At 34.9% G+C, this 26,400-nt stretch carries 23 protein-coding genes and 1 tRNA gene; 17 read left to right on the top strand and 7 right to left on the bottom strand.

Annotated features, from left to right (window positions below):
- Positions 1-202: 202 nt before the first annotated feature.
- From AC806_RS08140 to AC806_RS08120, 5 genes are all read left to right on the top strand, one after another.
- Positions 203-1,372: a class I SAM-dependent rRNA methyltransferase gene (locus tag AC806_RS08140; RefSeq protein ID WP_061840078.1), complete on the top strand. Its 1,170-nt coding sequence runs from the start codon at positions 203-205 to the stop codon at positions 1,370-1,372.
- 18 nt (positions 1,373-1,390) lie between these two features.
- Positions 1,391-2,188 (top strand): type I 3-dehydroquinate dehydratase, encoded by a 798-nt coding sequence (gene aroD, locus AC806_RS08135; protein WP_014124208.1) that lies wholly within the window; start codon positions 1,391-1,393, stop codon positions 2,186-2,188.
- On the top strand, positions 2,185-2,670 hold the full coding sequence (gene ybaK, locus AC806_RS08130) for a Cys-tRNA(Pro) deacylase (protein ID WP_061840077.1): 486 nt from the start codon (positions 2,185-2,187) through the stop codon (positions 2,668-2,670). The genes aroD and ybaK overlap by 4 nt, the downstream gene beginning before the upstream one ends.
- A gap of 228 nt (positions 2,671-2,898) precedes the next feature.
- The gene (gene gdhA / locus AC806_RS08125) at positions 2,899-4,248 is read left to right on the top strand and encodes an NADP-specific glutamate dehydrogenase (RefSeq protein ID WP_014124210.1); all 1,350 of its coding nucleotides are present in this window, start codon (positions 2,899-2,901) and stop codon (positions 4,246-4,248) included.
- Positions 4,249-4,334: 86 nt separating this feature from the next.
- Entirely contained in the window at positions 4,335-5,681 is a 1,347-nt protein-coding gene (locus tag AC806_RS08120) for a glucose-6-phosphate isomerase (protein WP_014124211.1), read from the top strand.
- A 150-nt stretch (positions 5,682-5,831) separates the two neighbouring features.
- Here the strand turns inward: AC806_RS08120 and AC806_RS12045 are convergent, their stop codons facing one another.
- From AC806_RS12045 to AC806_RS08105, 4 genes are all read right to left on the bottom strand, one after another.
- Complete coding sequence (locus tag AC806_RS12045) at positions 5,832-5,990, bottom strand: hypothetical protein (protein WP_014124212.1); 159 nt, start codon at positions 5,988-5,990, stop codon at positions 5,832-5,834.
- Between the two features lie 112 nt (positions 5,991-6,102).
- Positions 6,103-6,699, bottom strand: coding sequence for a TVP38/TMEM64 family protein (locus tag AC806_RS08115; RefSeq protein ID WP_014124213.1), 597 nt, complete (start codon positions 6,697-6,699; stop codon positions 6,103-6,105).
- A gap of 100 nt (positions 6,700-6,799) precedes the next feature.
- The gene (locus AC806_RS08110) at positions 6,800-7,243 is read right to left on the bottom strand and encodes a threonine/serine exporter family protein (RefSeq protein WP_014124214.1); all 444 of its coding nucleotides are present in this window, start codon (positions 7,241-7,243) and stop codon (positions 6,800-6,802) included.
- Positions 7,240-8,001 carry a threonine/serine exporter family protein gene (locus AC806_RS08105; protein ID WP_014124215.1) on the bottom strand — a complete coding sequence of 254 codons (762 nt, stop codon included), beginning with the start codon at positions 7,999-8,001 and terminating at the stop codon, positions 7,240-7,242. Before AC806_RS08105 ends, AC806_RS08110 begins: the two co-directional genes overlap by 4 nt.
- A gap of 323 nt (positions 8,002-8,324) precedes the next feature.
- Between AC806_RS08105 and AC806_RS08100 the strand changes: the two genes are divergently transcribed.
- On the top strand, positions 8,325-8,906 hold the full coding sequence (locus AC806_RS08100) for a TetR/AcrR family transcriptional regulator (protein WP_014124216.1): 582 nt from the start codon (positions 8,325-8,327) through the stop codon (positions 8,904-8,906).
- A 191-nt stretch (positions 8,907-9,097) separates the two neighbouring features.
- Here AC806_RS08100 and AC806_RS08095 read toward each other — a convergent pair.
- Positions 9,098-9,185: transfer RNA gene (locus AC806_RS08095), tRNA-Ser, on the bottom strand.
- A 173-nt stretch (positions 9,186-9,358) separates the two neighbouring features.
- Positions 9,359-10,162: a Cof-type HAD-IIB family hydrolase gene (locus AC806_RS08090; protein WP_061840076.1), complete on the bottom strand. Its 804-nt coding sequence runs from the start codon at positions 10,160-10,162 to the stop codon at positions 9,359-9,361.
- 253 nt (positions 10,163-10,415) lie between these two features.
- Between AC806_RS08090 and AC806_RS08085 the strand changes: the two genes are divergently transcribed.
- Complete coding sequence (locus AC806_RS08085) at positions 10,416-11,852, top strand: NCS2 family permease (RefSeq protein WP_061840075.1); 1,437 nt, start codon at positions 10,416-10,418, stop codon at positions 11,850-11,852.
- 131 nt (positions 11,853-11,983) lie between these two features.
- Here the strand turns inward: AC806_RS08085 and AC806_RS08080 are convergent, their stop codons facing one another.
- A complete protein-coding gene (locus AC806_RS08080) occupies positions 11,984-12,166 on the bottom strand; it encodes a YjzD family protein (RefSeq protein WP_061840074.1) in 183 nt (60 codons plus the stop codon).
- A 115-nt stretch (positions 12,167-12,281) separates the two neighbouring features.
- Here AC806_RS08080 and dnaE point away from each other — a divergent pair, with 115 nt between their 5' ends.
- From dnaE to AC806_RS08030, 10 genes are all read left to right on the top strand, one after another.
- Positions 12,282-15,608: a DNA polymerase III subunit alpha gene (dnaE, locus tag AC806_RS08075; protein WP_069029123.1), complete on the top strand. Its 3,327-nt coding sequence runs from the start codon at positions 12,282-12,284 to the stop codon at positions 15,606-15,608.
- A 162-nt stretch (positions 15,609-15,770) separates the two neighbouring features.
- Positions 15,771-16,733 carry a 6-phosphofructokinase gene (gene pfkA, locus AC806_RS08070; protein WP_014124287.1) on the top strand — a complete coding sequence of 321 codons (963 nt, stop codon included), beginning with the start codon at positions 15,771-15,773 and terminating at the stop codon, positions 16,731-16,733.
- Between the two features lie 62 nt (positions 16,734-16,795).
- On the top strand, positions 16,796-18,562 hold the full coding sequence (pyk, locus tag AC806_RS08065; protein WP_014124288.1) for a pyruvate kinase: 1,767 nt from the start codon (positions 16,796-16,798) through the stop codon (positions 18,560-18,562).
- 154 nt (positions 18,563-18,716) lie between these two features.
- The gene (locus tag AC806_RS08060) at positions 18,717-19,280 is read left to right on the top strand and encodes a YceD family protein (RefSeq protein WP_069029122.1); all 564 of its coding nucleotides are present in this window, start codon (positions 18,717-18,719) and stop codon (positions 19,278-19,280) included.
- Between the two features lie 57 nt (positions 19,281-19,337).
- Entirely contained in the window at positions 19,338-19,520 is a 183-nt protein-coding gene (rpmF, locus tag AC806_RS08055; protein WP_014124290.1) for a 50S ribosomal protein L32, read from the top strand.
- Positions 19,521-19,966: 446 nt separating this feature from the next.
- Positions 19,967-21,073 (top strand): DUF4352 domain-containing protein, encoded by a 1,107-nt coding sequence (locus AC806_RS08050; protein ID WP_014124291.1) that lies wholly within the window; start codon positions 19,967-19,969, stop codon positions 21,071-21,073.
- Positions 21,063-22,139, top strand: a complete 1,077-nt coding sequence (locus AC806_RS08045; protein ID WP_069029121.1) for a hypothetical protein — start codon at positions 21,063-21,065, stop codon at positions 22,137-22,139. Before AC806_RS08050 ends, AC806_RS08045 begins: the two co-directional genes overlap by 11 nt.
- 160 nt (positions 22,140-22,299) lie before the next feature.
- Positions 22,300-23,721: an NADP-dependent phosphogluconate dehydrogenase gene (gene gndA / locus AC806_RS08040; protein WP_061841421.1), complete on the top strand. Its 1,422-nt coding sequence runs from the start codon at positions 22,300-22,302 to the stop codon at positions 23,719-23,721.
- A gap of 151 nt (positions 23,722-23,872) precedes the next feature.
- Positions 23,873-24,559 (top strand): response regulator transcription factor, encoded by a 687-nt coding sequence (locus AC806_RS08035; protein ID WP_069029120.1) that lies wholly within the window; start codon positions 23,873-23,875, stop codon positions 24,557-24,559.
- Positions 24,556-26,022: a HAMP domain-containing sensor histidine kinase gene (locus tag AC806_RS08030; RefSeq protein ID WP_069029119.1), complete on the top strand. Its 1,467-nt coding sequence runs from the start codon at positions 24,556-24,558 to the stop codon at positions 26,020-26,022. The genes AC806_RS08035 and AC806_RS08030 overlap by 4 nt, the downstream gene beginning before the upstream one ends.
- The last annotated feature ends 378 nt before the right edge of the window (positions 26,023-26,400 follow it).

Below are 26,400 nucleotides of genomic sequence, written 5' to 3'. Positions count from 1 at the left end.
TTTCTGACCTGGGTCATGAAAAATTTTTCTACTGTTTTCATTCATCAATAATATTTTACTAAGCCCCGGTTTGACTGTCAATAAAATTAGGTTTGTGTAGGGCAAATTAAGTTTTTCTTATCAATTCTTTCGTGAAAGACAAAAATTGTAGGATTTGATATACTTAATTGGTAAGCATTGAATAAGATGAACAGGTGAAAATATGGAAATTAAGATCACGCAACAAGCGGCAAAACGTGTACAAAATGGCTATCCCTTGTTACAAAAAGATGATTTAATGGATCAAATACAAGAAAACCAATGGGTCGATTTTGTTAACAAAGAAGGAAAACGTATTGCAAAAGGATATCTTGGTGTACAAAATAATGGTGTGGGTTGGAGTTTAACTACAAAAAATCGCCCGCTTAACCATGCATTTTTTGTTGAATTATTTTTTCGGGCAAAAGAAAAACGTCGAGCTTTTTATCAGGACAAAAAAACCGACGCCTTTCGGTTACTTAATAGTGCAGGAGATGGCCTAGGGGGTATGACAGTAGATAAATATGGTGATTTTGCTGTAGTTTCTTGGTATAATCGTACTTTATATAATAAACAAGAAGAAATTATTTCTGCTTTTAAAGAAATTTTCCCCGAAGTAAAGGGAATCTATGAAAAGTTGCGTTTTCAAACAGATCAACCCTATTCAAACCTGCTTGCAGGAATAAAAGCTCCTGAACCGTTACATATTAAAGAAAACAATGTAAATTATGTGGTATATTTAAATGAAGGATTAATGACTGGAATCTTTTTAGATCAGCGAGAAGTTAGAGCTTTACTTGCTTCAGGCTTTGTTAGAAACAAAGATGTTTTAAATATGTTTAGCTATACAGGCGCATTTTCTGTCGCCGCTGCGGTAGGCAAAGCTAAAAGTACCACCAGTGTTGATCTAGCAAAGCGCAGTTTGAAAAAAACAAAAGAACAGTTTAATGTAAATCAAATTGATCTTGAGCAACAAATGATTCATGTAATGGATACTTTTGATTATTTTAAGTACGCCAAGAAAAAAGGTTTAAGCTTTGATTGTATTATTTTGGACCCACCGAGTTTTGCTAGAAATAAGAAAAAAGTATTCCGGGTAGCTAAAGACTATGGGAGCTTAGTTGAAGATAGTGTAGAAATTTTAAATAGGCAAGGAATGATTATTGCTTCAACCAATGCAGGCAATGTTTCTTCTAAAAAATTCCAAACAATGATTGAAAAAGCTTTGCAAGAGAAAAATGTTACTTACAAATTAATAAAAAAATTTCATCTTCCTAAAGACTATGTTGTTCATTCGTCTTTTCCAGAAGGGGATTATTTAAAAGTTTATTTTTATCAAATTGAAAAACGTTAATAGAAATGAGGGAGTTTTTTGTTAGAGATAAAAAATACCAAGATAGGCAACGGACGTCCTAAAATGTGTGTGCCTATTACGGGGAAAACTACAGAAGAAATAGCAGAACAAGCAAATCGTGTAAAACACTCAGTCGCTGAGATTGTAGAATGGCGCGCTGATCTTTTTCATGAAAGTGAAGAGATTGATGATATGATAGATACTTTAGAAATGATTGCAGGGATTCTTCCAGAAAAAATTCTGTTATATACCTTTCGTTCTGTTGAAGAAGGTGGAAGCCGGCCAGTCTCTTTAAAAATGTACCATGATTTGTGTTTGTCAGCAGCTAGCACACAAAAAGTTGACTTAATGGATATAGAATTTGGAAAAGTTGAGTATTTAGGACGTAAGTTTGTGCAAGATTTAAAAATTCAAGGAACTAAAATCATGATGAGTAGCCATGATTATGACCAAACACCAGAAGATGCGACGATGATTTATCGTGTTGGCGTTATGAATCAATTTGGCGCCGATATTGGAAAAATCGCTGCCATGCCTCATAATTTGCAAGACGTATTAAGAATGATGAATCTTGTTTCAAGAGTTCGAGCTTTTAATGAATTACCTATTGCAACCATTTCTATGTCAGATTTAGGGAAAGTCTCAAGGATCACAGGAGAGATTACAGGTTCTGTTCTTACTTTTGGTTCATTGGATGAAGCGCAAAGCTCAGCACCTGGCCAAATTCCTATTGATGAATTGCAATTTGTGTTAGAAACATTAAGTGTAAAAGAAAAATTTAGTACAAGCGATAATGATGAGAGGGAAGTTCATTGAGTAAGAAGAAAAAAGACAAGACGAACGCTATTCGCCTTGTTGAACAACAAAATATTTCTTATCAAGAATATGAATATGCTTGGAATGAGGCGCAGTTGAGTGCTGATCATGTAGCTGATGAGTTAGATGAAAATATTTCTCAAATTTTTAAAACTTTAGTCGTTGTAGGAAATAAAACCGGCACACTTGTTGCTGTGGTTCCTGGAGATAGAGAATTAGATTTAAAAAAGATTGCAAAAGTCAGTCAGAATAAAAAAGTTGAAATGTTACATTTAAAAGGCTTAGAAAAGACAACTGGTTATATCAGAGGTGGTTGTTCGCCTATAGGGATGAAAAAGAAATTTCCTACTTATATTGACATAACAGCCAAAGATTTTGCTTCAATTTTAGTTTCAGCAGGAAAACGGGGGCTGCAGATCGAACTTGCGCCAGAAGATTTAGCAAATTTGGTAAATGGTGAATTTGCTGATATTACAGTATAAAATATGCAATGATAGAATAGTACAGAAATAAGACAATAGTAGAGTAGCTATGTGATAAGTATTTATAAAATTGGCTACTTGGGCTATTGTCTTTTTTTAATAAGTAAAGCGCATTAAGTTCATGATATTTTTTGGATTTTTCGGAAAAATTATTTGAAAATTACAAAAAAAGGTGCGCATAAAAAATTTTTCTGATAAAATAGCAGGAAATACGGAGGAGGTATTTTTATGACAAAAATCAATGATGCAATAACCGCAGTACAAGAAACGGTCCATAATAAAGATCCACATCAGACAGAATTTTTACAAGCAGTGGATGAATTTTTATCTACTGTAAAACCCTTTTTAGAAAAAAATCCTGAATATGTGGAAAAAAATTTATTAGCGATATTGACTGAACCTGAACGTATTTTACAATTTCGTGTGCCTTGGCAAGACGATCAGGGAAATTGGCGCGTTAATCGTGGCTATCGTATTCAATTTAATTCGGCATTAGGGCCTTATAAGGGCGGACTTAGATTCCATCCTAGCGTTAACTTAAGTATTTTAAAATTCTTAGGTTTTGAACAAATCTTTAAAAACAGTTTGACCGGTTTACCTATTGGCGGCGGCAAAGGTGGGAGTGATTTTGATCCAAAAGGAAAATCAGATGATGAAATTATGCGTTTTTGCCAAAGCTTTATGACAGAATTATCCAAACATATTGGACCAAATTTGGATATTCCAGCCGGTGATATTGGTGTTGGTGCTCGTGAGATCGGGTATTTATACGGTACTTATAAACGTTTAAAACAATATGACACCGGGGTATTGACAGGTAAGCCACTAGATTTTTGGGGTAGCAAAGGGCGCACTGAAGCGACCGGGTATGGCGTTGTCTATTTTGTTAAACATCTTTTAGCGGATAAAAACGAAAATTTTAAAGGCAAAACTGCAGCAGTTTCTGGAAGTGGAAATGTGGCAATCTATGCGATTGAAAAATTACAACAATTAGGCGCTAAGCCAGTGACTTGTTCCGATTCTAATGGATATATTTACGATAAAGAAGGTATTGACTTAGATTTATTAAAACAGGTCAAAGAAGTTGATCGTGATCGTTTAACTGCTTATACTAAAAAACGCCCGCAGGCTCAATATTATGAAGCTGGCAATGTGTGGGAGTTAAAAATACCTTATGATCTTGCTTTTCCGTGTGCTACGCAAAATGAAATTGACAAAGAAAATGCAGAAGTTATCGTGGAAAATGGCGCTAAGATTGTAGCAGAAGGGGCGAATATGCCTTGTGTAATGGAAGCTAGCGAATATTTTATTGACAAAGGTATCTCTTATTGCCCTGGAAAAGCAGCAAATGCTGGAGGGGTTGCAGTTTCTGCTTTAGAAATGAGTCAAAACTCACAACGTTTGCAGTGGGAAAAAAATGACGTGGACAAGCAGTTAAATACGATTATGAAGAAGATCTATGAAAGTACTCGTGATGCTGCCCAAGAGTATGGTTCAGAAAATAACTTTATGCTTGGTGCCAACATTGCAGGATTTGATCGAGTGGCTAAGGCAATGACTGAGCAAGGTCTTGTATGATGGAATAATTACTTGAAAAACAATAATAAAAAAAGTATAGTAGCAGTGTATACATTACTACTTTACTTTTTTAAGGAGGAGGCAACATGGGACATATTTCATTTGATTATTCAAAGGTAACACCATTTGTTAGTGAACATGAACTTGACTATATGCAAAATCAAGTAACCGCTGCAGATACAGCGTTAAGAAACGGAACAGGTGCTGGAAATGATTTCTTAGGCTGGATCGACTTGCCGGAAAACTACGATAAAGAAGAATTCTCTCGTGTTAAAAAAGCAGCAGAGAAAATTAAATCAGATTCTGATGTATTAGTTGTGATTGGTATTGGAGGCTCTTATTTAGGAGCACGCGCAGCTATTGAGTTTTTACAACACTCATTTTATAATGCGTTACCAAAAGAACAACGAAAGACACCACAAGTGGTTTTTGCGGGTAATTCCATTTCTTCTACCTATCTTGCAGATCTGATTGAAATGATCGGTGATCGTGATTTTTCTGTAAATGTTATTTCAAAATCTGGTACAACTACCGAACCAGCCATCGCATTCCGAGTATTTAAAGAATTACTGATTAATAAGTATGGTGAAAAAGAAGCCAATAAACGAATTTATGCGACAACAGATCGTCAAAAAGGTGCTGTAAAAGAAGAAGCTGACGCGCAAGGCTGGGAAACTTTTGTCATTCCAGACGACGTAGGTGGACGTTTTACTGTATTAACACCTGTTGGTTTATTGCCTATTGCTGTTAGTGGCGCAGATATCGACGCTTTAATGCAAGGTGCGGTTGATGCTCGTAAAGCGTATATGGATCCAGACTTGAAGAAAAATGAAGCTTACCAATACGCTGCTTTGCGTAATATTTTGCACCGTAAAGATAAAGCTATTGAAATTTTGGTCAACTATGAACCAGGAATGCAATATTTCTCTGAATGGTGGAAACAATTATACGGTGAATCAGAAGGAAAAGATCAAAAAGGAATTTATCCATCAAGTGCGAACTTTTCAACAGATCTTCACTCTGTGGGCCAAACGATTCAAGATGGCACACGCAATGTATTTGAAACTGTTGTAAAAGTAGAAAATCCACGTAAAAGTGTTTCTATTCCAAAACAAGAATCCGATTTAGATGGATTAGGTTACTTACAGGGAAAAGAAATTGACTTTGTAAATACCAAAGCATTTGAAGGAACATTACTAGCACATACGGATGGCAATGTTCCAAATCTATTATTGAAAATTCCAGAAATGGATGAGTATACATTAGGATATACCATGTATTTCTTTGAAATTGCTGTAGGAATCTCAGGTTACTTAAATGGCGTAAATCCGTTTGACCAACCGGGAGTAGAAGAGTATAAAAATAATATGTTTGCCTTATTAGGTAAACCAGGTTATGAAGACTTGGCAGGTAAATTAAATGAACGGCTATAAATCAGTATTTGTAGTCTGTAGGAAGAAAAAAGGCGCTCATTTTGAGCGTCTTTTTTTGCATACAAAAAAGCTGTTAGCAGTAAAAGTGCTCATTACTACTAACAGCTTCAGCAAGAAGAAACAGTTGAATTCATTTGAGAGATCCTTTCTCTAGACGTTGGCTTTTTCAGCATTTAAGTTTTTAATTGCGTGTTCGATGGTTACACCGTAAGCGACATGTTGTTCATCTTTTGAATCAATTGCCATAAATTGGTTTGTGTTTGTATCAAAAGCGATACGATAAGCTAAATCTTCTTTTTTAAATGTCATTTATACATCCCTCCTTAAAATTTTTTATAACAACAACCTTTCGTACTATAACATAATTACAAAGTATGACCAAAAATTTTGTTTGACACTTAAACTATGACCTCAAATTTTTTTATAATAGAAATTGGATGATGTGTTCACTGCCATATAATAAAACGAGACTATATGCAAAGACAGAAGCAGGTTTTGCTAATAAAATAATCCAGGTAAACTTTTTAAAAGAAATTTTAGTTAAACTTGCCATTAAGCACAAAGCATCATCTGGAGCTATAGGGAAAAATATAGCTAAAGTAAAAAGACGATCAAAACGTTTTTGGTTATCTAGCCAATGAATATATTTATAGTAAGTTTTTTCATTTACTAAGCGCAAAACAAGGGGTCTTCCATATTGGCGTCCTAACCAAAAGAGTATCAGAGAACCGATACAAATTCCTATATAATTGTATAAAAAACCCTCTAATGGTCCAAAAAGTAAAACACCGGCAGCTAGAGAAATTCCACCAGGTATAATTGGAATGACCACTTGTAAAATTTGGATCAAAACAAATATCAAAGGAGCCCAAAATGTTTTTTGGCTTACAAATTCCTGTAGACTTTGTAAATCGTCGAAAATTCCTAGATGGTAAAAATATACTGTTAAAAAGATTAAAGCAAAAAAGCCACATAAAGAAATGAAGTTGATTAGTCTTCTTGATGTTGTAATACTCAATATATGCCACCTCTGTTTTCTACCACTCTAATTATAATTATAATCAGAATTATAAAAAAAGCATGCAACTAGCGACCGATTTCAAAAAATTAGTATTTTGTTAAACCCTTCTAAAACGCAACCATTTATTAATAATTTGTTCTACCAAACTAGTTACCATCAAGCCTCCCGCAATACTTATAGCCGTAGTTGTTACAACCATTAATTTTTGAAAACCAGCGTTGGGGTCTTCCAAAGCGAAAGCCCGAACCGCTTCATAAGAAGGTCCGCCGGGAACTAAGGGGATTAGACCTGGAATATAGAAAATGATCATAGGCATTTTCTTTTTCTTTGAGAAAAAGATACTTAAACAACCAATAATAAATGCTGCGGCAAAATTAGGAAAAGCGATGTTATGAAATAATTGATTTAAATAAAAATATATCATCCAGCCTACAGCACCAGTAAAGCCACTAGCTAAAAGTGCACGACGCGGGATATTTGCTATAAAGCCAAATGCTACACTACTAAAAAAACTAAAAGAAAAATGAAGCAAAAAAGTCATGTTAGAATTCCTCCAAAAATAGACAGCACACAAGCAATGCCAATAGCAATTGCTGCAGCTACAATAATAGCTTCAGTACCACGAACAAGTCCACTAACAAGATGTCCGGCTAAAGTATCTCGTAAGGAAGCTGTAATTGCAACCCCGGGTACTAAGGGCATAACCGCGCCAATACACATGTAATCAAAACTAACGGCAAGATTTGTTTGCGTAAAGGCAAAAGCCAGTAAACCGATGACCAATGAAGCCAAGAAAGTATCAAAAAAACGTAAGTCGAAACTTTGTTTAATGAGATGTTTTGCAGAATAACCGACCCCACCTATCAATAGCGTAGGGATGAAGTTTAACCAACTACCGCCAAACAAAATCATTAAAAACGCACTTAAAAACGCTGCACTGAGAATTTGTATCGACAGTGGAAACTCAGGAGTATTTTTATCAATTTTTTTGAGTTGCTGATAGAGTGTTGTTAAATTGACGCTTTTTTCAGCGAACTCTCTGGATAATTGGTTTACAGCTTCAACTTTTTCTAAATTAATATTTCGTTCACCTACATTTTCAATCTGGGTAGAGTGACTACTTTTCAATCCCATGAAAATACCAGTAGCTGTAACATAACTTTTACTATCAGGTTCATTTGCATTTTCAGCAATACGGTTCATCGTATCTTCTACACGATAAACCTCAGAACCACTCTCCATCATGATTTTTCCAGCTAATAAACAAGTATCTATTAATAAATTTTTGGTTTTTTCCATACTTATTCTCCTTGTCTAACAAATAAACAATAATACTTATAAAAAATACAAAAACCTCTTCCATCATTCTATCTGTTTGCCTAGGGACTTACAAGAAAGATTTTAGTGATTAAACAAGGAAGCTCATACTACTTATGTTAAATAAGTCTGTTGATTGAAATAAAAAAGGTAAGTAAAAGAAAAATGTGAATTTTACTGTAACAATAGTTGATTATACACAAATAACCGTTTTTATAAAACGTATATAAATCCCTTTAAAAAATTGTATTTGTCGGTTAAAATAACAGTATACGGGCGTAAAGAAAAAGAAGGGGGGCTATGTTATGCGACATAAAGTATATACAAGAGAACATATTTTAAAAGCTGCTTATGAGCTGATTGAAAAGGATGGGTTTAGTAACTTTACAGCACGAAATGTGGCAAACCAAATGGGTGTGTCTACGCAGCCGATTTACTTAGAATTTGATAATATGGAAGATTTAAAGCAGACCTTGATCAAAGAAATCTTTGACGATCTGACAAAAAAGGTTTTTAGTGTGGAACATACTGGAGATAAAGTAATAGATATTAGTATTAATTATATTGATTTTGCACAAAAGAACCCGCGTTTATTTATGGCGATGTACCTTGATGAAAAAGGTGGCGGTAAAGCGATGTATGATCTTTCTTATCATTTTATCAAGGAAACACTTCTGCAGGAAAAAGAATATCAGAACTTATCTGAAGAATATATTGAAGCTCTTTTTCACGGTACATGGATTACGATTACCGGGCTAGCTACCTTGATGTTGTCAAAAGTTATTGTCCCGTCACGCCAACAAACGATTACTATTATAGAAAACAGTGTAAATGTTATTTTAGAAAGTAATTATGAAGATATTAATTTAAGTGGCGGAAAGAAGTAAAAAAACTAACAACCCATCTTTTTGCTTAGATAAAGGCCGAATGTATGCGCTTTAATTGCTGGCATGACCTTATCTAAGCTTTTTTATTTTTGAAAAAAAGAAATCATTTAAGTTTAACGTAGTCAAAAACGGGGTCAATAAATAAAAACAAGGCAGAAACGCTATTTTATCAACGTTTCTGCCCTGAGGGAAGGAGAGTACGGGATTTGAACCCGTGCACCGCTTTTGTACGGCTCGCTGGATTTCGAGTCCAGTGCATTACCGCTCTGCCAACTCTCCGCAAATAATATTTTCTCATTTTTTTATAAAAATGCAAGAGTCATTTTTTATTTTCTTGAAACATTTCAGCTGAAAGTTTTTATCATGACTATAACCTATAGAAAAAGCAATCTAGCAGAGTCTTTTATTTTTCACTCAATAAGTGATTCTACTAGATTGCTATTATTTTTCAATTAGATAGCTAACAGGTCTTCTAAATATTCGACCATACCGTCTTCATCGTTGGTTTTGTCTGTAATGTCGTTGGCAACACTTTTGACTTGTTCTGTGCCATTTTTCATTGCAACGCCCCAACCCGCATAATCAAGTAATTCAACATCGTTATGTTCGTCACCAAAGGCGATAATATCCTTTTGTTTAATTTGCATTGATTCGGCTACCACTGATACTGCCATCGTTTTTTGCACACCTTTAGGCACTACTTCTAAAACAGCGTTAGGACCGCCCCAAGTACGCACTTCAATGTCATCTGCAAATTGTTTTGTCAACGTTTCAACAACAAAGCTTGAATATTCGTTTTTTGTTTTAAGCATGACAGAAGTCGGATTATTTTTTAATTGAGAAAATAGGTTGGCATCAGAAGCAGTATCTGCGGCAAAGAAGTCCTTTTGAAAGTTTTGCAGGCTGTCGATAAAAAAATTCTCTCGATTTTCGGCTGCGATGAAGTCTAAATGTAGTTTTTCTTTTTGCGCAAGAATTTCAAAAGCGATCTCTCTTTGGATAGAATACTCTTTTTCATACGCCCATTTTTGTTGAGGTTTATGAACTAATGCTCCGTTAAAATTGACCATGGGAGTGTCTAATTTTAACTGTTGATAATAGTGGGCGCTCATGCGATAAGGACGACCGGTTGCAATGCTTACAACATGTCCTTTATCTCTAGCCTTTTGTAGTATCCGTGCTGTTTTAGTGCTGATCAACGAAGTACTATTCAATGTTGTACCATCTAAATCTAGAGCGATTAACTTTTTTGTCATAAAAATCTCCCTTGTTAATGATTTTCATCTAGTCTACCATAAATATTCTCTTTTACAAATTGTTAATAGAAGTCCTCTGTATATTTCGATAAAATACGAACATTTATGTTTAGAAGAATTAATTTTGTTAAGTTTTAATTGAATTGTTGATTTTATATCTCTATAATCAATAGTTGTTCAAAGTAAAGTTAAAGTTTAGAAAGTGTTCTTATTTTTCTTGAACATGATAATTATATGAGGAGTGAAAGAGGGAATGGAGAAGTTTTTCAAGTTAAAAGAAAATGGGACAAACGTTTCAACAGAACTCATGGCGGGAGTAACAACATTTTTTGCTATGAGTTATATTTTATTTGTAAACCCTACAATATTATCAGCGGCAGGCATGCCATTTCAGGCGGTATTTTTGGCCACGATCATTGCTGCAATTATTGGAACTTTAGTCATGGGGTTATTTGCTAATGTACCTTACGCCCAAGCTCCTGGGATGGGGTTAAATGCTTTTTTTACTTATACAGTGGTTTTTGGTTTAGGGTATAGCTGGCAACAAGCTTTAGCGATGGTATTTATTTGTGGTTTAATTAATATCTTTATTACAGTAACAAAAATTCGTAAATTAATCATTCGGGCTATCCCTGAGACTATGCAACATGCAATCGGTGGTGGAATCGGAATTTTCGTGGCTTATTCTGGCTTGAAAAACGCTAATTTACTCACTTTTTCAGCTGACTCTGATTCGGTTATTGACGCTACAGTAGAAAATGGAGAGATAATGAGCGCCGATATTAATGGAGGCATTGTTCCTGCATTATCAAATTTTGATAATGCACCTATGCTTTTAGCTTTGATTGGTTTAGCTTTAATGACGATTTTAGTAGTAGCCAATGTTCGTGCAGCAGTATTAATTGGAATTGTTAGTACGACTATTATTGGGATTTTTATGGGGGTTGTTGATTTAAGTACGATTGATTGGCAAGCGAATTCCCTAATGCAGTCAATCAATGAGTTAGGTACAACATTTGGCGCAGCTTTTGGACAAGAGGGGATGCAATCGTTATTTAATGATTCAGCTAAAATCCCACAGGTAATTATGACCATCATTGCTTTTAGTTTATCTGATACCTTTGACACAATCGGTACATTTATAGGCACAGGTCGACGTACGGGCATTTTTTCAAAAGAAGATGAAGATGCTTTAGAAGATAGTAAAGGGATGAATACCAAGATGGATCGTGCGCTATTTGCAGATGCGGTAGCTACTTCGATTGGATCTGTTTTTGGCTCTTCAAATACCACAACTTTTGTTGAGTCGGCAGCTGGAATTGGTGCTGGTGGAAGAACCGGATTAACTTCTGTCACTGTAGCGGTTATGTTTGCCTTGAGTAGTCTATTTTCTCCATTAATAGCACTTGTTCCTGCCCAAGCAACGGCTCCTGCTTTAGTGCTAGTAGGAATTATGATGCTTTCTTCTTTTAAAGACATTGATTGGACTCGATTAGAAGATGCAGTACCTGCTTTTTTTGCCTCAATATTTATGGGGTTGTGTTATAGTATTTCTTACGGTATTGCAGCTGGATTTATTTTTTATACGATTGTAAAAATTGTTAAAGGTAAAACACAAGAAGTTTCTTCTATCTTATGGGTCATTGATCTATTGTTTATCTTAAATTTTATTATTTTAGCTGTACTTTAAAATTTGGAAATAAGAAGTCTTGAAAGATTCTTTATTTCTCATAAAGTAGTACAAGAATTTAAAATCAGAAACAATTGCTTGAAAAGAATAAAAAACCCGTTACAATAAAAAGAGTAACGGGTTTTTAGTGATTAGTGTGTTTGTTTTTTATTAGGATAAGCGATTGATCCTATAACTATAACGATGATACCGACAATGACAGAACAAATTGCCGTCAAGGTAAAATCATAGTTTGTGCTGGTTAGCGCACTGCCCAAAAAACCAACAACCTGTCCTAAAATTAAAGACCAAATAATTGTGATAAGGTAGCGCATTGCTACACCTTCTTTCAATACTTACATATTCGGTTTCAGTTTATCATAATTTAAAAACTTGTAAAGTGAAAACATTTCAACTTTACGCTTCTACTACATAATTTTTAAGGGAGACATGAAATTGAGCGCTTCACATTTAACAGCATTGTCATCTTACTCTTTATTACAAAGTACGATCAAAATTCCCCAATATGTTCAATTAGCGAAAAAAATGGGCTATAAGTATCTAGGAATTACAGATAGGAATAATCTTTATGGTGCTTTAGCCTTTGTAAAGGCTTGTCAAAGGGAACAAATACATCCGGTGATCGGATTGTTACTTGAATATTACTCCCAACAAACTCAAAAAGAGCATGAAATCTTTTTATTTGCAAAAAATAACCAAGGATACAAAAAGCTTATGCACTTATCAAGCCAAAAAATGAGCGGGACACAAGTTTTATTAGAAGAGTCTTCCTTAACCGACTTATTCGCTATTTTACCTGTTGAAAATGAATTAACTGAATTACGTTTTGAAGACGAAAAAATAGCTAAAAATAGAGTGTCTGCGTTGCAAGCAACCATTGGAAAAGATCAGCTCTTTTATGGTGTTGCTTATCAAGAAGCTTTAGCAGATGAAATGAATGAATGGATGCAACAGCAAGGAGTACAAGCGGCTGCTTATCAATTGATAGATTCACTTTATCCAGAGGAAGCTTTTTCAGTAAAAGTCATGCATCATATTAAAGAAGGGGAACAAATAGAAAATCTCCAACAAGAGATGCAAGGAGTTACTTCTTTTAAAAATTTAGAAGCAGCCGAAAAAAAGGCAGCTTGGTATGAAACAAATGCACCCCAAGCTTTGCAAAAAACTGAAATGATTGCAAAAAATTGTCAGGCACAAATTCCTTTACATCAAAAACTGTTACCACATTATCCTATAAAAGATCATAAAAGTGCTAGCCAGTATTTAAAAGAGCTGTGTGAAACAAAACTCCCCCAACGAGTTGCAAAAGTTGACGCTCGTTATCAAGAACGCTTGGATTATGAACTTTCAGTTATCCACAGAATGGGTTTTGATGATTATTTTCTGATTGTTTGGGATGTTATGGACTTTTTACATGAAAATAAAATTGTAACTGGCGCAGGACGCGGCTCAGCAGCGGGTTCTTTAACTGCTTATGTCTTGTCTATTACAGATGTTGATCCAATTAAGTATGATTTATTGTTCGAACGTTTTCTAAATCCTGAACGTAATACAATGCCAGATATTGACTTAGATATACCTGATAATAAAAGAGGAGAGGTTTTACAATATGTAAAGCAAAAGTATGGACAAAATCATGCTGCACAAATTGCTACATTTGGGACAATGGCTGCTAAGATGGTTTTACGTGATACTTGTAGGGTCTTTGGCTTATCTCAAAGTGAAGCAAATCGTTGGTCTAATGCCATTCCTAAGCAAATGAAAATTACTCTGGAAAAGGCCTATGATCAGTCAAAAGCGCTGCGAGAATTAGTCAATATGAATGAACGGAACAAACAGTTATTTCAAGCAGCCAAGACACTGGAAGGACTACCGCGTCATGTATCAACTCATGCGGCAGGGGTAGTGATCAGTGATCAAGACTTATTAGATTTAGTTCCCTTACAAGAAGGTTCTGAAGGTATTTGGTTAACCCAATTTACTATGAATGATGTAGAAGAAACTGGACTGTTAAAAATTGACTTTTTAGGCTTACGTAATTTATCGATTATTGCTGATACCTTGCAAAGTATTCAAAAGATTACTAAACAAGACATTAGTCAAAAAGATATTCCTTTAGATGATAAAGAAACGTTACGCTTGTTTCAAAAAGGAGATACTACAGGTGTGTTTCAATTTGAATCAGCAGGTATTCGCAATGTTTTACGGCGCTTGATTCCTGAAACAATCGAAGATGTTGCAGCAGTGAACGCATTATATCGGCCAGGTCCGATGCAAAATATTGATACCTTTATTAAAAGAAAACATGGACAAGAAAAAATCGATTACCTAGATTCAAGTTTAGCGCCTATATTAGAAAATACTTATGGTGTTATCGTCTATCAGGAACAAATTATGCAGATTGCTTCGCAAATGGCTGGTTTTACTTTAGGTCAGGCTGATATTTTGCGGCGAGCCATAAGTAAAAAGAAAAAAAGTGTTTTAGACAAGCAACGACGCTATTTTATTGAAGGTGCACAAAATAAGGGCTTTACCCAAGAGAAAGCGAATCAAATGTATGATTATATTGAACGTTTTGCGGATTATGGTTTTAATCGCTCGCATGCCTTTGCCTATTCTTTTGTCGCTTTTCAAATGGCTTATTTGAAAGTTCATTACCCAGCGCCTTTTTATAAGGCCCTGTTACGTTCAGTCTTGCATACGCCTAAGAAGTTAAAAGAATATCTTAGCGACGCTAAAAATGCTGGTGTCAAAGTTTTAAATCCTTCGATAAATCAAAGTGCGTATTCCTTTTATTTAAACTCTTTGCAAGAAATTCGCTTTGGTTTGGGAAGTATTAAGGGCATCCGTCGTGATTTTATTTATGACATTCTTGCAGAAAGAAGAGAAAATGGCAATTACGCCTCGTTAAATCAGTTTCTAACTCGGATGAATCAATATAATAGTAAGTGGTTGAAAGAAGAAAATATCCGTCCCTTAATAGCTATAGGAGCATTTGATGAGTTAGAAGAAAATCGTCGGCAAGCAATTTCTCAACTAGAAGGTAAAATCCAAAATGTAGTATACAGTGGAGGTAGCCTTGATTTATTAGATATGATGGCTTTAAAAAATGAAGCACTTACTGATTTTAGTCTGGAGGAAAAATTAAATTTAGAAGAACAATATTTAGGTATTTATCTATCAGGACATCCTGTAGAACAATTTGAGAAAATCAAGCAAAGAAAAAAAGTAACCGATATTTCTGAACTTGTCGAAAATACTACTGTCAATTTGTTGATCTATGGCACTGAAATTAGAGAAATTCGAACAAAAAAGGGTGAACAGATGGCTTTTTTAGAAGGAAACGATCCAACGGATGAAACTTCTGTAACTATCTTTCCGCGCTTGTATCGTAAAGTTAGAAATCAGCTGGAAGAAAATCAGGTCTATTATATTGAAGGTAAAGTGGAAAAAAATAAATATAATGATCAACTTCAAGTGATTGCTAATCAAGTGGTTGTAGCTAAAACACTGGCTGATACGATTGCTGATAAAACAGCTTATTTGAAGATACCAGCAGCAGCGGATCAAAAGCAACTTGTCGCAAGTTTGCATGCTGTGATTAAACAATTTAGGGGTAATGTACCGATTATTATTTACTACGAAAAAACCGGAGAAACTCGCTTATTACCGGAAAAAAATTGGGTGACTTATACAAAAGATTTGCAGAATTCTTTAGAAGAGATTATAGGCTCAGGAAATGTTGTATTTAAATAATTTTCTGGAATGTTTTCATTAAATATTTTCATAAATCACGTTTTTTTCTTGTTTTACCAAGACATTTACTTTAATTAATGATAGAATATTAAACGAATTGAAGGTTTTAAAAGCAATCATTTGGATTTGCTATATTATACTATTAATGAGGTGAAGTAGAATATGAAGCGCATTGGAATTTTAACCAGCGGCGGAGACGCACCTGGTATGAATGCGGCGATTCGTGCGATTACACGTAAAGCGATTTTTAGCGGAATGGAAGTTTACGGAATCAATTATGGTTTTGCTGGATTGGTAGCTGGAGATATCCGTCGTTTAGAAATAGCTGATGTTGGAGATAAAATTCAACGTGGAGGAACCTTCCTTTATTCAGCACGTTATCCTGAATTCGCGACAGAAGAAGGACAGTTAAAAGGTATAGAACAGTTAAATAAATTTGGCATTGAAGGCTTAGTTGTCATCGGTGGCGATGGCTCTTATCATGGAGCGCTTGCTTTGACAAGACACGGTTATCCAGCAGTTGGTATTCCTGGTACCATTGATAATGATATTCCTGGTACCGATTTTACTATTGGTTTTGATACAGCTACTAATACTATACTAGATTCATTGGACCGTATCAGAGACACAGCGACTTCTCATGTACGCACATTTATTATTGAAGTTATGGGAAGAGATGCAGGCGATATTGCTTTATGGGCAGGAGTAGCTGGAGGCGCTGACGAGATTATTATCCCTGAACATGATTTTCATATGGATAAAGTTGCAAAACGTATTCAAGAAGGTCGCGATCGTGGCAAAAAACATTGTTTAATTGTTGTAGCTGAAGGTGTAATGGGCGCTAATGAATTTGCTGAAAAATTAAAAGACTATGGCGATTTTCATACAAGAGTCTCTATTCTTGGCCACGTTGCCCGTGGTGGTTCACCAAGTGCTAGAGATCGTGTGTTGGCTAGTAAGTTCGGTGGTTTTGCAGTTGAGCTTTTACAAGAAGGTAAAGGTGGTCGCTGTGTTGGCTTGCTTGATAATAAGGTCGTTTCATCAGATATTGTTGATACACTAGAAAATGGCAAGCATCAACCTGATCTTTCCCTTTATGATTTGAACCAAGAATTGTCATTCTGATATTTTCTTTTGATGAGATAAATTAGACATACTATTTTAAATAAATAAGGAGTATATTATTAATGAAAAAAACAAAAATCGTAAGTACCTTAGGACCTGCTAGTAATTCGGTAGATACGATCGCAAAATTGATTGAAGCTGGAGCGAACGTTTTTCGTTTTAACTTTTCTCATGGTGATCACGATGAGCATTTAGATCGCATGGATAAAGTGCATCAAGCAGTTGAAAGAACTGGAATAGACGTAGGGATTCTTTTGGATACAAAAGGTGCTGAAATCCGGACAACAGCTCAAGCTACTGAAACAGGTAAGATCCCTTTTGAGATCGGCGATAGAGTACGTATTGCAATGGATGCGGAATTAGAAGGTACAAAAGACAAAATTTCTGTTACTTATGAAGGTCTTTTTGATGATGTTCATGAAGGTGGACACGTGTTATTTGATGATGGTCTAATTGACATGCTTATTTTAGAAAAAGATGAAAGCAATCGGGAACTAGTTACTGAAGTGCAAAACCCTGGGATTTTGGGTTCACGTAAAGGCGTGAATGCGCCAGGTGTTTCTATCAGCTTACCTGGAATCACTGATAAAGATGCTGATGATATTCGTTTTGGCTTGCAGCATAATATTAACTATATTGCAGCAAGTTTTGTACGTAAAGCACAAGACGTATTAGATATTCGGGAGATTTTAGAAGAAACAGGAATGACTCATGTTCAAATCTTTCCTAAGATTGAATCTCAAGAAGGTATTGATAATATTGATGAAATACTGAAAGTTTCCGACGGTATTATGGTTGCCCGAGGCGACATGGGTGTTGAAATTCCTTCTGAATTAGTCCCTATGGCGCAAAAAAATATTATTAAAAAATGTAATGCTGCAGGTAAATCAGTTATTACAGCAACACAAATGTTAGAATCTATGCAAGAAAATCCACGTCCGACCCGTGCAGAAGCTTCTGACGTTGCTAACGCTGTTTTTGACGGAACAGACGCAACTATGCTTTCTGGCGAATCAGCTAATGGAAGCTATCCAGTTGAAGCTGTTACCACTATGGCTCGTATTGATGTAGAAGCAGAAAAATCAATGTTACAACTTGGTTCTTACCAAATTAACCAATTTGATAAAACGGATGTTACGGAAACAATTGGTCTTTCTGTAGCACGTGCTGCCAAGAATTTGGGTGTTAAATGTATCGTAGCTGCGACTGAATCTGGTCATACAGCTAAGATGATTTCAAAATATCGTCCAGATGCAGATATTTTGGCTGTAACTTTTGATGACCATACTAAACGCGGTCTGATGTTAAACTGGGGCGTTTATCCAACAGTTACAGAAAAGCCTGAAACAACGGATGATATGTTTGAATTAGCAACAAAGAAAACCTTGGAATTAGGTTTTGCTAAAGAAGGCGATTCGATTTTGATTACTGCTGGTGTACCTGTGGGCGAACGTGGTACAACAAACGTTATGAAGATCCAAATGATTGGCTCAAAATTAATTGAAGCCCAAGGCGTTGGCGATCATTCAGTAGTTGCTAATACTGTTGTAGCTAAGAATGCTGAAGAAGCTGTGGCTAAAGCTAAAGATGGAATGGTTCTAGTTGTACCATCAACAGATAAAGAATACATGCCAGCTATTGAAAAAGCAGCTGCTTTAGTTGTAGAAGAAAGTGGTTTGACTTCACATGCGGCAGTTGTTGGTGTAACCCAAGACTTACCTGTCATTGTGGGTGCTAAAGATGCTTTGAATATTATTAATGATGGTGAATTAGTAACAATTGATTCTCGTCGTGGCATTGTTTACCGTGGAGAAACGATGGCAGTTTAATTAAAATAGAACTGTTTAGTTATGATTAGTAAGTAAATAGCGGCTAAAAAGAGCAATATTTACTTCCATTTTAGAGTTTACAGGTGACGAATATTTCGTTGACAAAGATAATTTCCGTCTGTATAATAGCTCTTGTTGCTTAGGGGTGAAATAAATGAAATGGTCTTTAGCAGAATTAAGAAAAAACCAAGAAACACCGCTGCAGTTTAATGAAACACTTGACCTTAAAAATGAATTGATGACTCGAGACAAACAAATTTTAGACCTTGCACCTGTACAGGTTGAGGGTTTGGTTGTGGTAGAAAAAGAAGATTATATTTTACATTATATAGTTACAACAACTATCACTTTGCCTTCGTCTCGTTCACTTGAGCCTGTAGAATTACCAATGAATTTTTCGGTAGATGAAGTGTTTATGACACCAGAGCAGTATGCACAACTAGATGAAACAGTATCAGTTGAAGAGATATTGCTGTTAGAAAACCAGCAATTGGACTTAAGTGATTCGGTTGCTGATAATATATTACTTGAAATTCCCGTGCAAGTGCTCACTGAAGAAGAAAGAAAATATGGCACAATGCCTTCGGGCGATGATTGGGCTGTAATTTCAGAAGAAGAGTACAATAAACAAAAAGAAGCGGAAAAAGAAAAAAGTACAGATCCTCGTCTTGCAGATTTATCTTCATTATTAGAAGATTTAAAAGAAGATGACAGATGATTAATTACCTCAAGCAAACTTTGAATAGATAGATCACACTACAAGGAGGTGTAGTAAATGGCAGTACCAGCTAGAAAAACTTCGAAGTCAAAAAAAGCGAAACGCCGTACTCATCACAAAATGACGATTACTGGATTGAACGAATGTCCAAATTGTGGTGAAATGAAAAAAAGTCATCATGTATGCGCAAATTGTGGCTATTATGATGGTAAAGACGTTACCGCAAAAGAAGAAGCATAGATTCATTTAAATAGAAAATGAGCAAAAACCTTAGGCTGACCATGGTGCCTAAGGTTTTTTGTGCAATAAAGATATTTTAAAAAGTAGTATGGGGAAATAAAAATAAACGATTAACCTTAGGCTATTTTGCCGAACTTATTTTAAATAACGAAATGTTTTTCATAAGAGCAACTTACCATCTTGATTATTATAATTTTTACCTGTTAATGGTTTAATTGAACGATAATTCCCCTGAAAATAAATAAAAAATGATTTATATTTATTTTGTTCGTTTTGTTTTTTTATAAAAACATCAATGTTATTTTAAAGAATAAATTGTGGCTGTTTTATACAATCGTTTATTGTTTGTGTTCTGACATGTAGACATTTTATAAAAAAATGAGGTATAATAGGACAAATGAAGTGTTTGTTTTTATTTTATTTATTATGTTAGGGGGCTGTTTTATATGAAGAAAAGAAATGTTATTAAGTTGGTTATGTTGGCAAGTACATTAGCGTTGGCTGGTTGCGGTGGGAGTGACAATAACGCTGAGGAAGATAATTCCGAAGGTAAAACAGAGGATGCTACAGTTAAAATTAATCAAGGAGACTATGTTTTACAAGACGGCGAAACAGTTGAAGATGGAGAAGGTTATCTAGCTCTAAATGTGGGCATTAAGAATAATACCGAAGAGACCTTACAGGTATCAGCAAGCGAATTATCGCTTTATGATAGTGATGATAATCAGATTTCTAATGCTGATATCTATACAGATGATGATGACTTTGAAATGTTTCGAGGAACAAACTTATCTGGAGGAAAAAGTACTTCGGGTTATGTAGTATTTAAAGTAGATAAAGATAAAAAATATAATTTACAATATGCACCAACAGCTTCTCAAGACGAAGAAGCCGATGCAGAAGAAGTGGAAATTGCATTAGATCCATCAGATTATAATGATCCTTCAGAAGATGTTCAAGAAGTGATGGATCAGTATATTTCTCAAGTATTTTTGGCTGATGAAAATACAGAAGATTCAGACAGTGATACGCAAGTACAATTAGAAAATAATACTGAAGAAGAACATGCAGATTTTAACCAAAGTTTTATTGATGAATTAAAAAATGAATTTGATGCTTACTCTCCTTCAGATGGTGAGCTACAAAAAGCAGTTGAAGCATTTGAAAAGACGAATCAGGAAAAAGCAAATGTTGAATATACCATGGCCTCCTTGACGCCTACTCATGCATCTGTTTATGTAAAACCAGAAGTGATTGATTTTAATAAAATTGACTTTGAAGCTATTACGAATAAATTTGTTGACGAAAACAAAGGGAAATATGACGATTATGAAAAGGCGCAACAAGATGCCGAAAAATATATTTTGCAGGAGCTTCCAGAACAACTTAACGAGGAAGATGTAGAACAGCCGCAGTATATGTCTGCAGATGGTTATAAAATAAATTTAACGCAAGAAGATGGTACGTGGACAGTCGATACTTCAGATTCAAATGATAATTATGATTATAAAGGGTTAATATCTGGTTTTATGGGAGGATTAGGTGACCAATAAAATAAAAAAGATCATCTTAATATTTGCTGTGCTATTGAGCGTTGTTATCGTCATGTTAGGGTGGAACTACTGGAAAAACTCTACAAAACATCAGGTGAAAATACTGACAGAGGCGATTGAGAAAAAAGATTATGAACAGTTTAAAGAAGTTGTTCCAAGCTTTGCTGATGGAAAGAAAATAAACAAACGGACTTTTGCAATTTTTGCGGGTAATTTTTCGGGAGAAAGTAAAGAAACGAACATAGAAAAGTATGTGACTAATTCGAAAATTTTTACTCCTAGAAATCAAGATGATTGGAGGGAACCCACCCAATTTTTGCCATATCCACGTTATGTAGACTTAGAAATAGCAGATACAACAACGGTGACATTATCAGTTGGAAGTCATTTAGTGGAAAATAAGAATGAAAAAGCAGGACCATTAATTGGTGCTAATTATGAAATCTCTTATGGTATTAGCAGTTCCATCTATGGAAAGTCAGAAGAAAAACACAGGGAAAACCTTACTAGTGAAAATCAAACTTTTGATTTTGATGAACAACAATCTTTTGTTCAAAGTAAAGATTTTCAAGAACAATTACTAAAGCAAGTGGTCTCTTATTATGTATCTATGAATCAAGGAATCCAAAATGATTTAAACTTTGAAAATCTTGATGCAGCTCAGAAAAACACGAAGGCATTATTACAATATACTTTTGACGAACTACGTCCCTATGCTGAAATGATTGAACAATCTTTTCAAGAGTTTATCATGAATACCGAATCGCTTAAAATTGAAGGAAGTGACGAACCCACCGTCACATTTGATCTGTATACAGACAATACCCTTTCTGTTGATTTAAAAACAGAAGAAGATAAACAAGAAGAAACACTATCTAATTCTTCCCATAATGCCATTGTGACATTACAATTTGATGAAGATATGGAGGAATGGTTGGTTCAGTCAATTGATTTTGAGACTTATGCGCAAGAACCAAGTGATTGGCAGCAGAATCGGAAATTTCAACTTTCAGAGGCAAATAAAGTTACTTGGCAAGAAAAAGACGGGAAACAAGCTGATCTTTAGAACTAGCTCATAGACAGTCACTTACTTAATAAAAGAAAGAATGTTTTAGTAAAAACTAAATAATAAATCATGAAATCTCAGTGCTTTTCTTTGAATAAGTCTGTTTTTACGCTATAATATAAATGGTTTATTAATTTAAGTAATCTTAGGAGGACTGTAAATGGCAAAACAAGAAGTCGGCGTTGTCGGTATGGCCGTGATGGGTAAAAACTTAGCTTTAAATATTGAAAGCCGCGGATATTCCGTTGCATTATATAACCGCACTGGTTCAAAAACAGAAGCAGTTGTTGAAGAAAATTCCGATAAAAATTTAAAAGCTACCTATAGTGTAGAAGAATTTGTTAATGCAATCGAAAAACCTCGGCGTATTGTATTAATGGTTAAAGCTGGTAAAGGAACGGATGCAACGATTCAATCACTTTTACCTCACTTAGATCAAGGCGATGTATTAATTGATGGCGGGAATACCTTTTTTGAAAATACGATGCGAAGAAATGCTGAATTAGCGGACTCTGGAATTAACTTTATCGGCACTGGTGTTTCCGGCGGTGAAGAAGGCGCATTAAAAGGACCTTCGATCATGCCAGGTGGTCAAAAAGAAGCTTACGATTTAGTAGCGCCAATTTTAGAAAAAATTGCTGCTAAAGCAGAAGATGGTACGCCATGTGTTACTTATATCGGTCCTAATGGTGCAGGTCACTATGTGAAAATGGTCCATAACGGAATTGAGTATGGAGATATGCAATTAATTGCTGAATCATACGACTTGATGAAAAATGTATTAGGATTATCTGTTGATGAAATGGCTGATATTTTCTCAGAATGGAACCAAGGGGAATTGGATAGCTATTTAATTGAAATTACTGCTGATATTTTGACACGTAAGGATGACCAAGGTTCAGACCAACCGATTGTTGATATGATTTTAGACTCAGCAGGAAATAAAGGGACTGGTAAATGGACAAGTCAAAGTTCATTGGACTTGGGTGTGCCTCTACCCTTGATTACAGAGTCTGTTTTTGCTCGCTATATTTCGGCCTTTAAACAAGAACGTGTGCAGGCAAGTGAAATCTTACAAAAAACGCCTGAATATTCCTTTACAGGGGATAAAAAAGAATTGCTCGAAAAAATTCGCCAAGCGTTGTATTTCAGCAAGATTATGAGTTATGCACAAGGATTTGCTCAATTGCGTGCAGCATCTGATGAGTATGATTGGAATCTGCCATTTGGTGAAATTGCCAAAATTTGGCGTGCGGGTTGTATTATCCGTGCACAATTTCTACAAAAAATTACAGATGCTTATGATACAAATCCAGATATCGATAATTTGTTGTTAGATGATTATTTTAAAGAAATTGCGGAAAAATATCAACAAGCGGTGCGAGATGTTATAGGTGTGGCTGTGCAAGCTGGCGTACCGGTGCCAACATTCTCCTCAGCGATTGCTTATTTTGATTCTTATCGTGCGAAAAGATTACCTGCTAATTTAATTCAAGCACAACGGGATTTCTTTGGTGCTCATACTTACGAAAGAGTAGATAAAGAAGGTATTTTCCATTATTCTTGGTATGATGAAAAATAAGAAAAAATGACGATAAAAAAAGAAAGAGATGAGTCCGTTCTAATTTTTTTCGGACGAATCTCTTTTTTATTTTGTATGGACATGATAAACTCTGTATAGTGTTTTATTGTTAATACAGTAAATAAAGCCAAAAAAAGGAGAATAAAATTTAATGAGCGGTATTCTAATAATTGAAGACGAGAAAAATTTAGCTCGGTTTGTTGAATTAGAATTAAAGCATGAATGTTACGATACCGAGGTTCATTATAATGGAAGAACTGGTTTAGACGCAGCGTTAAATAACGACTGGGATGCAATTTTGCTTGATTTGATGTTACCCGAATTAAACGGCTTAGAAATATGTCGTAGAGTTCGTCAAATAAAAAATACACCTATTATTATGATGACTGCTCGTGACTCGGTGATCGATCGAGTTTCTGGTTTAGACCATGGTGCAGATGATTATATTGTTAAACCTTTTGCCATTGAGGAACTTTTGGCACGGTTACGAGCTTTATTGCGCCGCATTGATATTGAAGGAGACAAAAATTCTGGTAAACAGACGACGCTTAATTATCGTGATTTAGTTATAGAAAAAGAAAATCGTGTGGTAAGACGTGGCTCAGAAGTTATTGAGCTAACAAAGCGGGAATACGAACTTTTACTAACTTTAATGGAAAATGTAAATGTTGTTTTAGCAAGAGACGTCTTGCTAAAAAAGGTTTGGGGATATCAGACAGAAATCGAAACAAACGTTGTGGATGTTTATATTCGTTATTTGCGTAATAAGATAGATCTCCCGGATGAAGAAAGTTATATACAAACAGTACGAGGTACAGGGTATGTGATGCGTTCGTGAAAAGAAAAAATAGTAAGAAAAAAGAACTTAGAAAACCTTCTTTGACGTTAAAGTGGGCTTTTGCAAGTTCTTTCTTTATATTTGTAGTCATTACCGCTTTTGCCGTTATTACATATAAAACAGCGGTTAATCTTATGTTTGAAAGAGAGCAAGAAGATGCAGAACAGACCACTTATGAAGCCGTTTCGCATTTAGCTGATGCTAATAAGGAACTAGATAGACAGACTTCTTATGAAAATTTAATTGAATTCCCTGATATAAATAGTAATTTAGAAAAAGACAGTCAAGAAAAGAGCAGTTATGTATCCGAATTTGGACAAGTTAATCTGAGCTTATATGTTTATGATCTACAAGAAAAACTAGTTTTTAGGACAAGTCAAGTTGAGCTAGACTTACAATCACAAAACGCCCAAGGGCCTACACTTACAAGGAATAAAGGGCAACCTGCTTTTTTGTTGGTACAGCCAGTTTACTCAAAAGAAACGCGAGAAAAAATAGGTTATGCACAGGCCTTTTATAATATTTCTTCGTTTTACGATATTCGAAATCACTTACTTCTCACCTTGATTGTATTAGAAATTCTGTTCTTAGTTGTAAGCAGTATTCTGGGGTATTTATTATCCGCTCATTTTTTAAAACCGTTGAAGACACTACGTAATACGATGGAAAATATTCAAAAAGACCCTCAAACAACAATTCATGCTCCTGAGCCAAAAAGTAAAGATGAATTGGCGGACTTATCAGATATATTTAATGATATGCTAGATCGGATGCGTTCCTATACTGAACAACAAGAACAATTCGTTGAGGACGTTTCCCATGAATTACGTACGCCTGTTGCTGTTATTGAAGGGCACTTAAAGATGTTGCAGCGATGGGGAAAAGAGGATCCAGAAGTTTTAGAAGAATCAATAGAAGCCAGTTTACAAGAAATTGCTAGGATGAAAACTTTAGTTCAAGAGATGCTGGATCTTTCGCGTGCGGAACAGGTCGATATCTATTATAAGAACGAAACTTCTTCAGCTAAAGAGGTTGTCTACCAAGTCTTTAACAATTTTAAGATGCTATATCCAGAATTTATGTTTACAATTGATGATGATTTAAATGAAGAAGAAACAGTGAAAATCTATCGTGATCATTTCGAACAAATTTTAATCATTATCATGGATAATGCAATTAAGTATTCTACCCAACGTAAAGAAATCCATCTTTCCATCTCTCGTAACCAAACAGAATTAGAATTGGCTATACAAGATTTTGGTGAAGGTATTACGCAAGAAAATCTCAATAAAATTTTTCACCGTTTTTATCGGGTAGATAAAGCAAGAGCCAGGGATAAAGATGGAAATGGTTTAGGTTTATCGATTGTTAAAAAATTATTAGATAATTATAAAGGTACGATTGTAGCAGAAAGTAGTTTAGGTCAAGGAACTGTTTTTAGAATAAGCCTTCCCTTGGTTTAAATAAAAGGGCGAATTATCCAACTGATTTTTTCTGGAAATTTTAGAAAACAATAACAAATAAACGAACTTTGAAAACGAACTAAGCGTAAAAGTTCGTTTTCAAAATTTTTCTTTATTTCATTAATTTTTATTATTGATTTTTACTCAAAGAATTGCTATATTAATAGATGTGCTTAATAAGCCAACACATTTTTTTGAAATTTATTAGTGAAAAAAGTTGTTGACGGATTTAAGAACAAATGATATTATAACAAAGGCGTTAAATTAAACGTTGTTGTTGGTTAAATGTTAACCACATAATCGATTAAATATTTTGTCTCAAACTTTCAAAAAGTTATTGACAAACACTTGTCGAATTGATAAGATATAAAAGTTGCT

Source organism: Tetragenococcus halophilus (assembly GCF_001712815.1).
In the GTDB taxonomy this organism is placed as follows: domain Bacteria; phylum Bacillota; class Bacilli; order Lactobacillales; family Enterococcaceae; genus Tetragenococcus; species Tetragenococcus halophilus.
Note: the sequence above shows the minus strand (reverse complement) of the source record. Positions and strands in the feature narration are given on the sequence as shown.

Excerpts from the sequence above, each read along its gene's own strand:
- gdhA (WP_014124210.1), top strand. The coding sequence starts at position 2,899 with ATGACAAAAATCAATGATGCAATAACCGCAGTACAAGAAACGGTCCAT.
- AC806_RS08080 (WP_061840074.1), bottom strand. The coding sequence starts at position 12,166 with ATGCGCTACCTTATCACAATTATTTGGTCTTTAATTTTAGGACAGGTT.
- pyk (WP_014124288.1), top strand. The coding sequence starts at position 16,796 with ATGAAAAAAACAAAAATCGTAAGTACCTTAGGACCTGCTAGTAATTCG.
- AC806_RS08035 (WP_069029120.1), top strand. The coding sequence starts at position 23,873 with ATGAGCGGTATTCTAATAATTGAAGACGAGAAAAATTTAGCTCGGTTT.
- AC806_RS08050 (WP_014124291.1), top strand. The coding sequence starts at position 19,967 with ATGAAGAAAAGAAATGTTATTAAGTTGGTTATGTTGGCAAGTACATTA.
- AC806_RS12045 (WP_014124212.1), bottom strand. The coding sequence starts at position 5,990 with ATGACATTTAAAAAAGAAGATTTAGCTTATCGTATCGCTTTTGATACA.
- gndA (WP_061841421.1), top strand. The coding sequence starts at position 22,300 with ATGGCAAAACAAGAAGTCGGCGTTGTCGGTATGGCCGTGATGGGTAAA.
- AC806_RS08100 (WP_014124216.1), top strand. The coding sequence starts at position 8,325 with ATGCGACATAAAGTATATACAAGAGAACATATTTTAAAAGCTGCTTAT.
- AC806_RS08085 (WP_061840075.1), top strand. The coding sequence starts at position 10,416 with ATGGAGAAGTTTTTCAAGTTAAAAGAAAATGGGACAAACGTTTCAACA.
- AC806_RS08120 (WP_014124211.1), top strand. The coding sequence starts at position 4,335 with ATGGGACATATTTCATTTGATTATTCAAAGGTAACACCATTTGTTAGT.
- AC806_RS08110 (WP_014124214.1), bottom strand. The coding sequence starts at position 7,243 with ATGACTTTTTTGCTTCATTTTTCTTTTAGTTTTTTTAGTAGTGTAGCA.
- dnaE (WP_069029123.1), top strand. The coding sequence starts at position 12,282 with ATGAAATTGAGCGCTTCACATTTAACAGCATTGTCATCTTACTCTTTA.
- AC806_RS08090 (WP_061840076.1), bottom strand. The coding sequence starts at position 10,162 with ATGACAAAAAAGTTAATCGCTCTAGATTTAGATGGTACAACATTGAAT.
- AC806_RS08105 (WP_014124215.1), bottom strand. The coding sequence starts at position 8,001 with ATGGAAAAAACCAAAAATTTATTAATAGATACTTGTTTATTAGCTGGA.
- AC806_RS08140 (WP_061840078.1), top strand. The coding sequence starts at position 203 with ATGGAAATTAAGATCACGCAACAAGCGGCAAAACGTGTACAAAATGGC.
- AC806_RS08060 (WP_069029122.1), top strand. The coding sequence starts at position 18,717 with ATGAAATGGTCTTTAGCAGAATTAAGAAAAAACCAAGAAACACCGCTG.
- rpmF (WP_014124290.1), top strand. The coding sequence starts at position 19,338 with ATGGCAGTACCAGCTAGAAAAACTTCGAAGTCAAAAAAAGCGAAACGC.
- pfkA (WP_014124287.1), top strand. The coding sequence starts at position 15,771 with ATGAAGCGCATTGGAATTTTAACCAGCGGCGGAGACGCACCTGGTATG.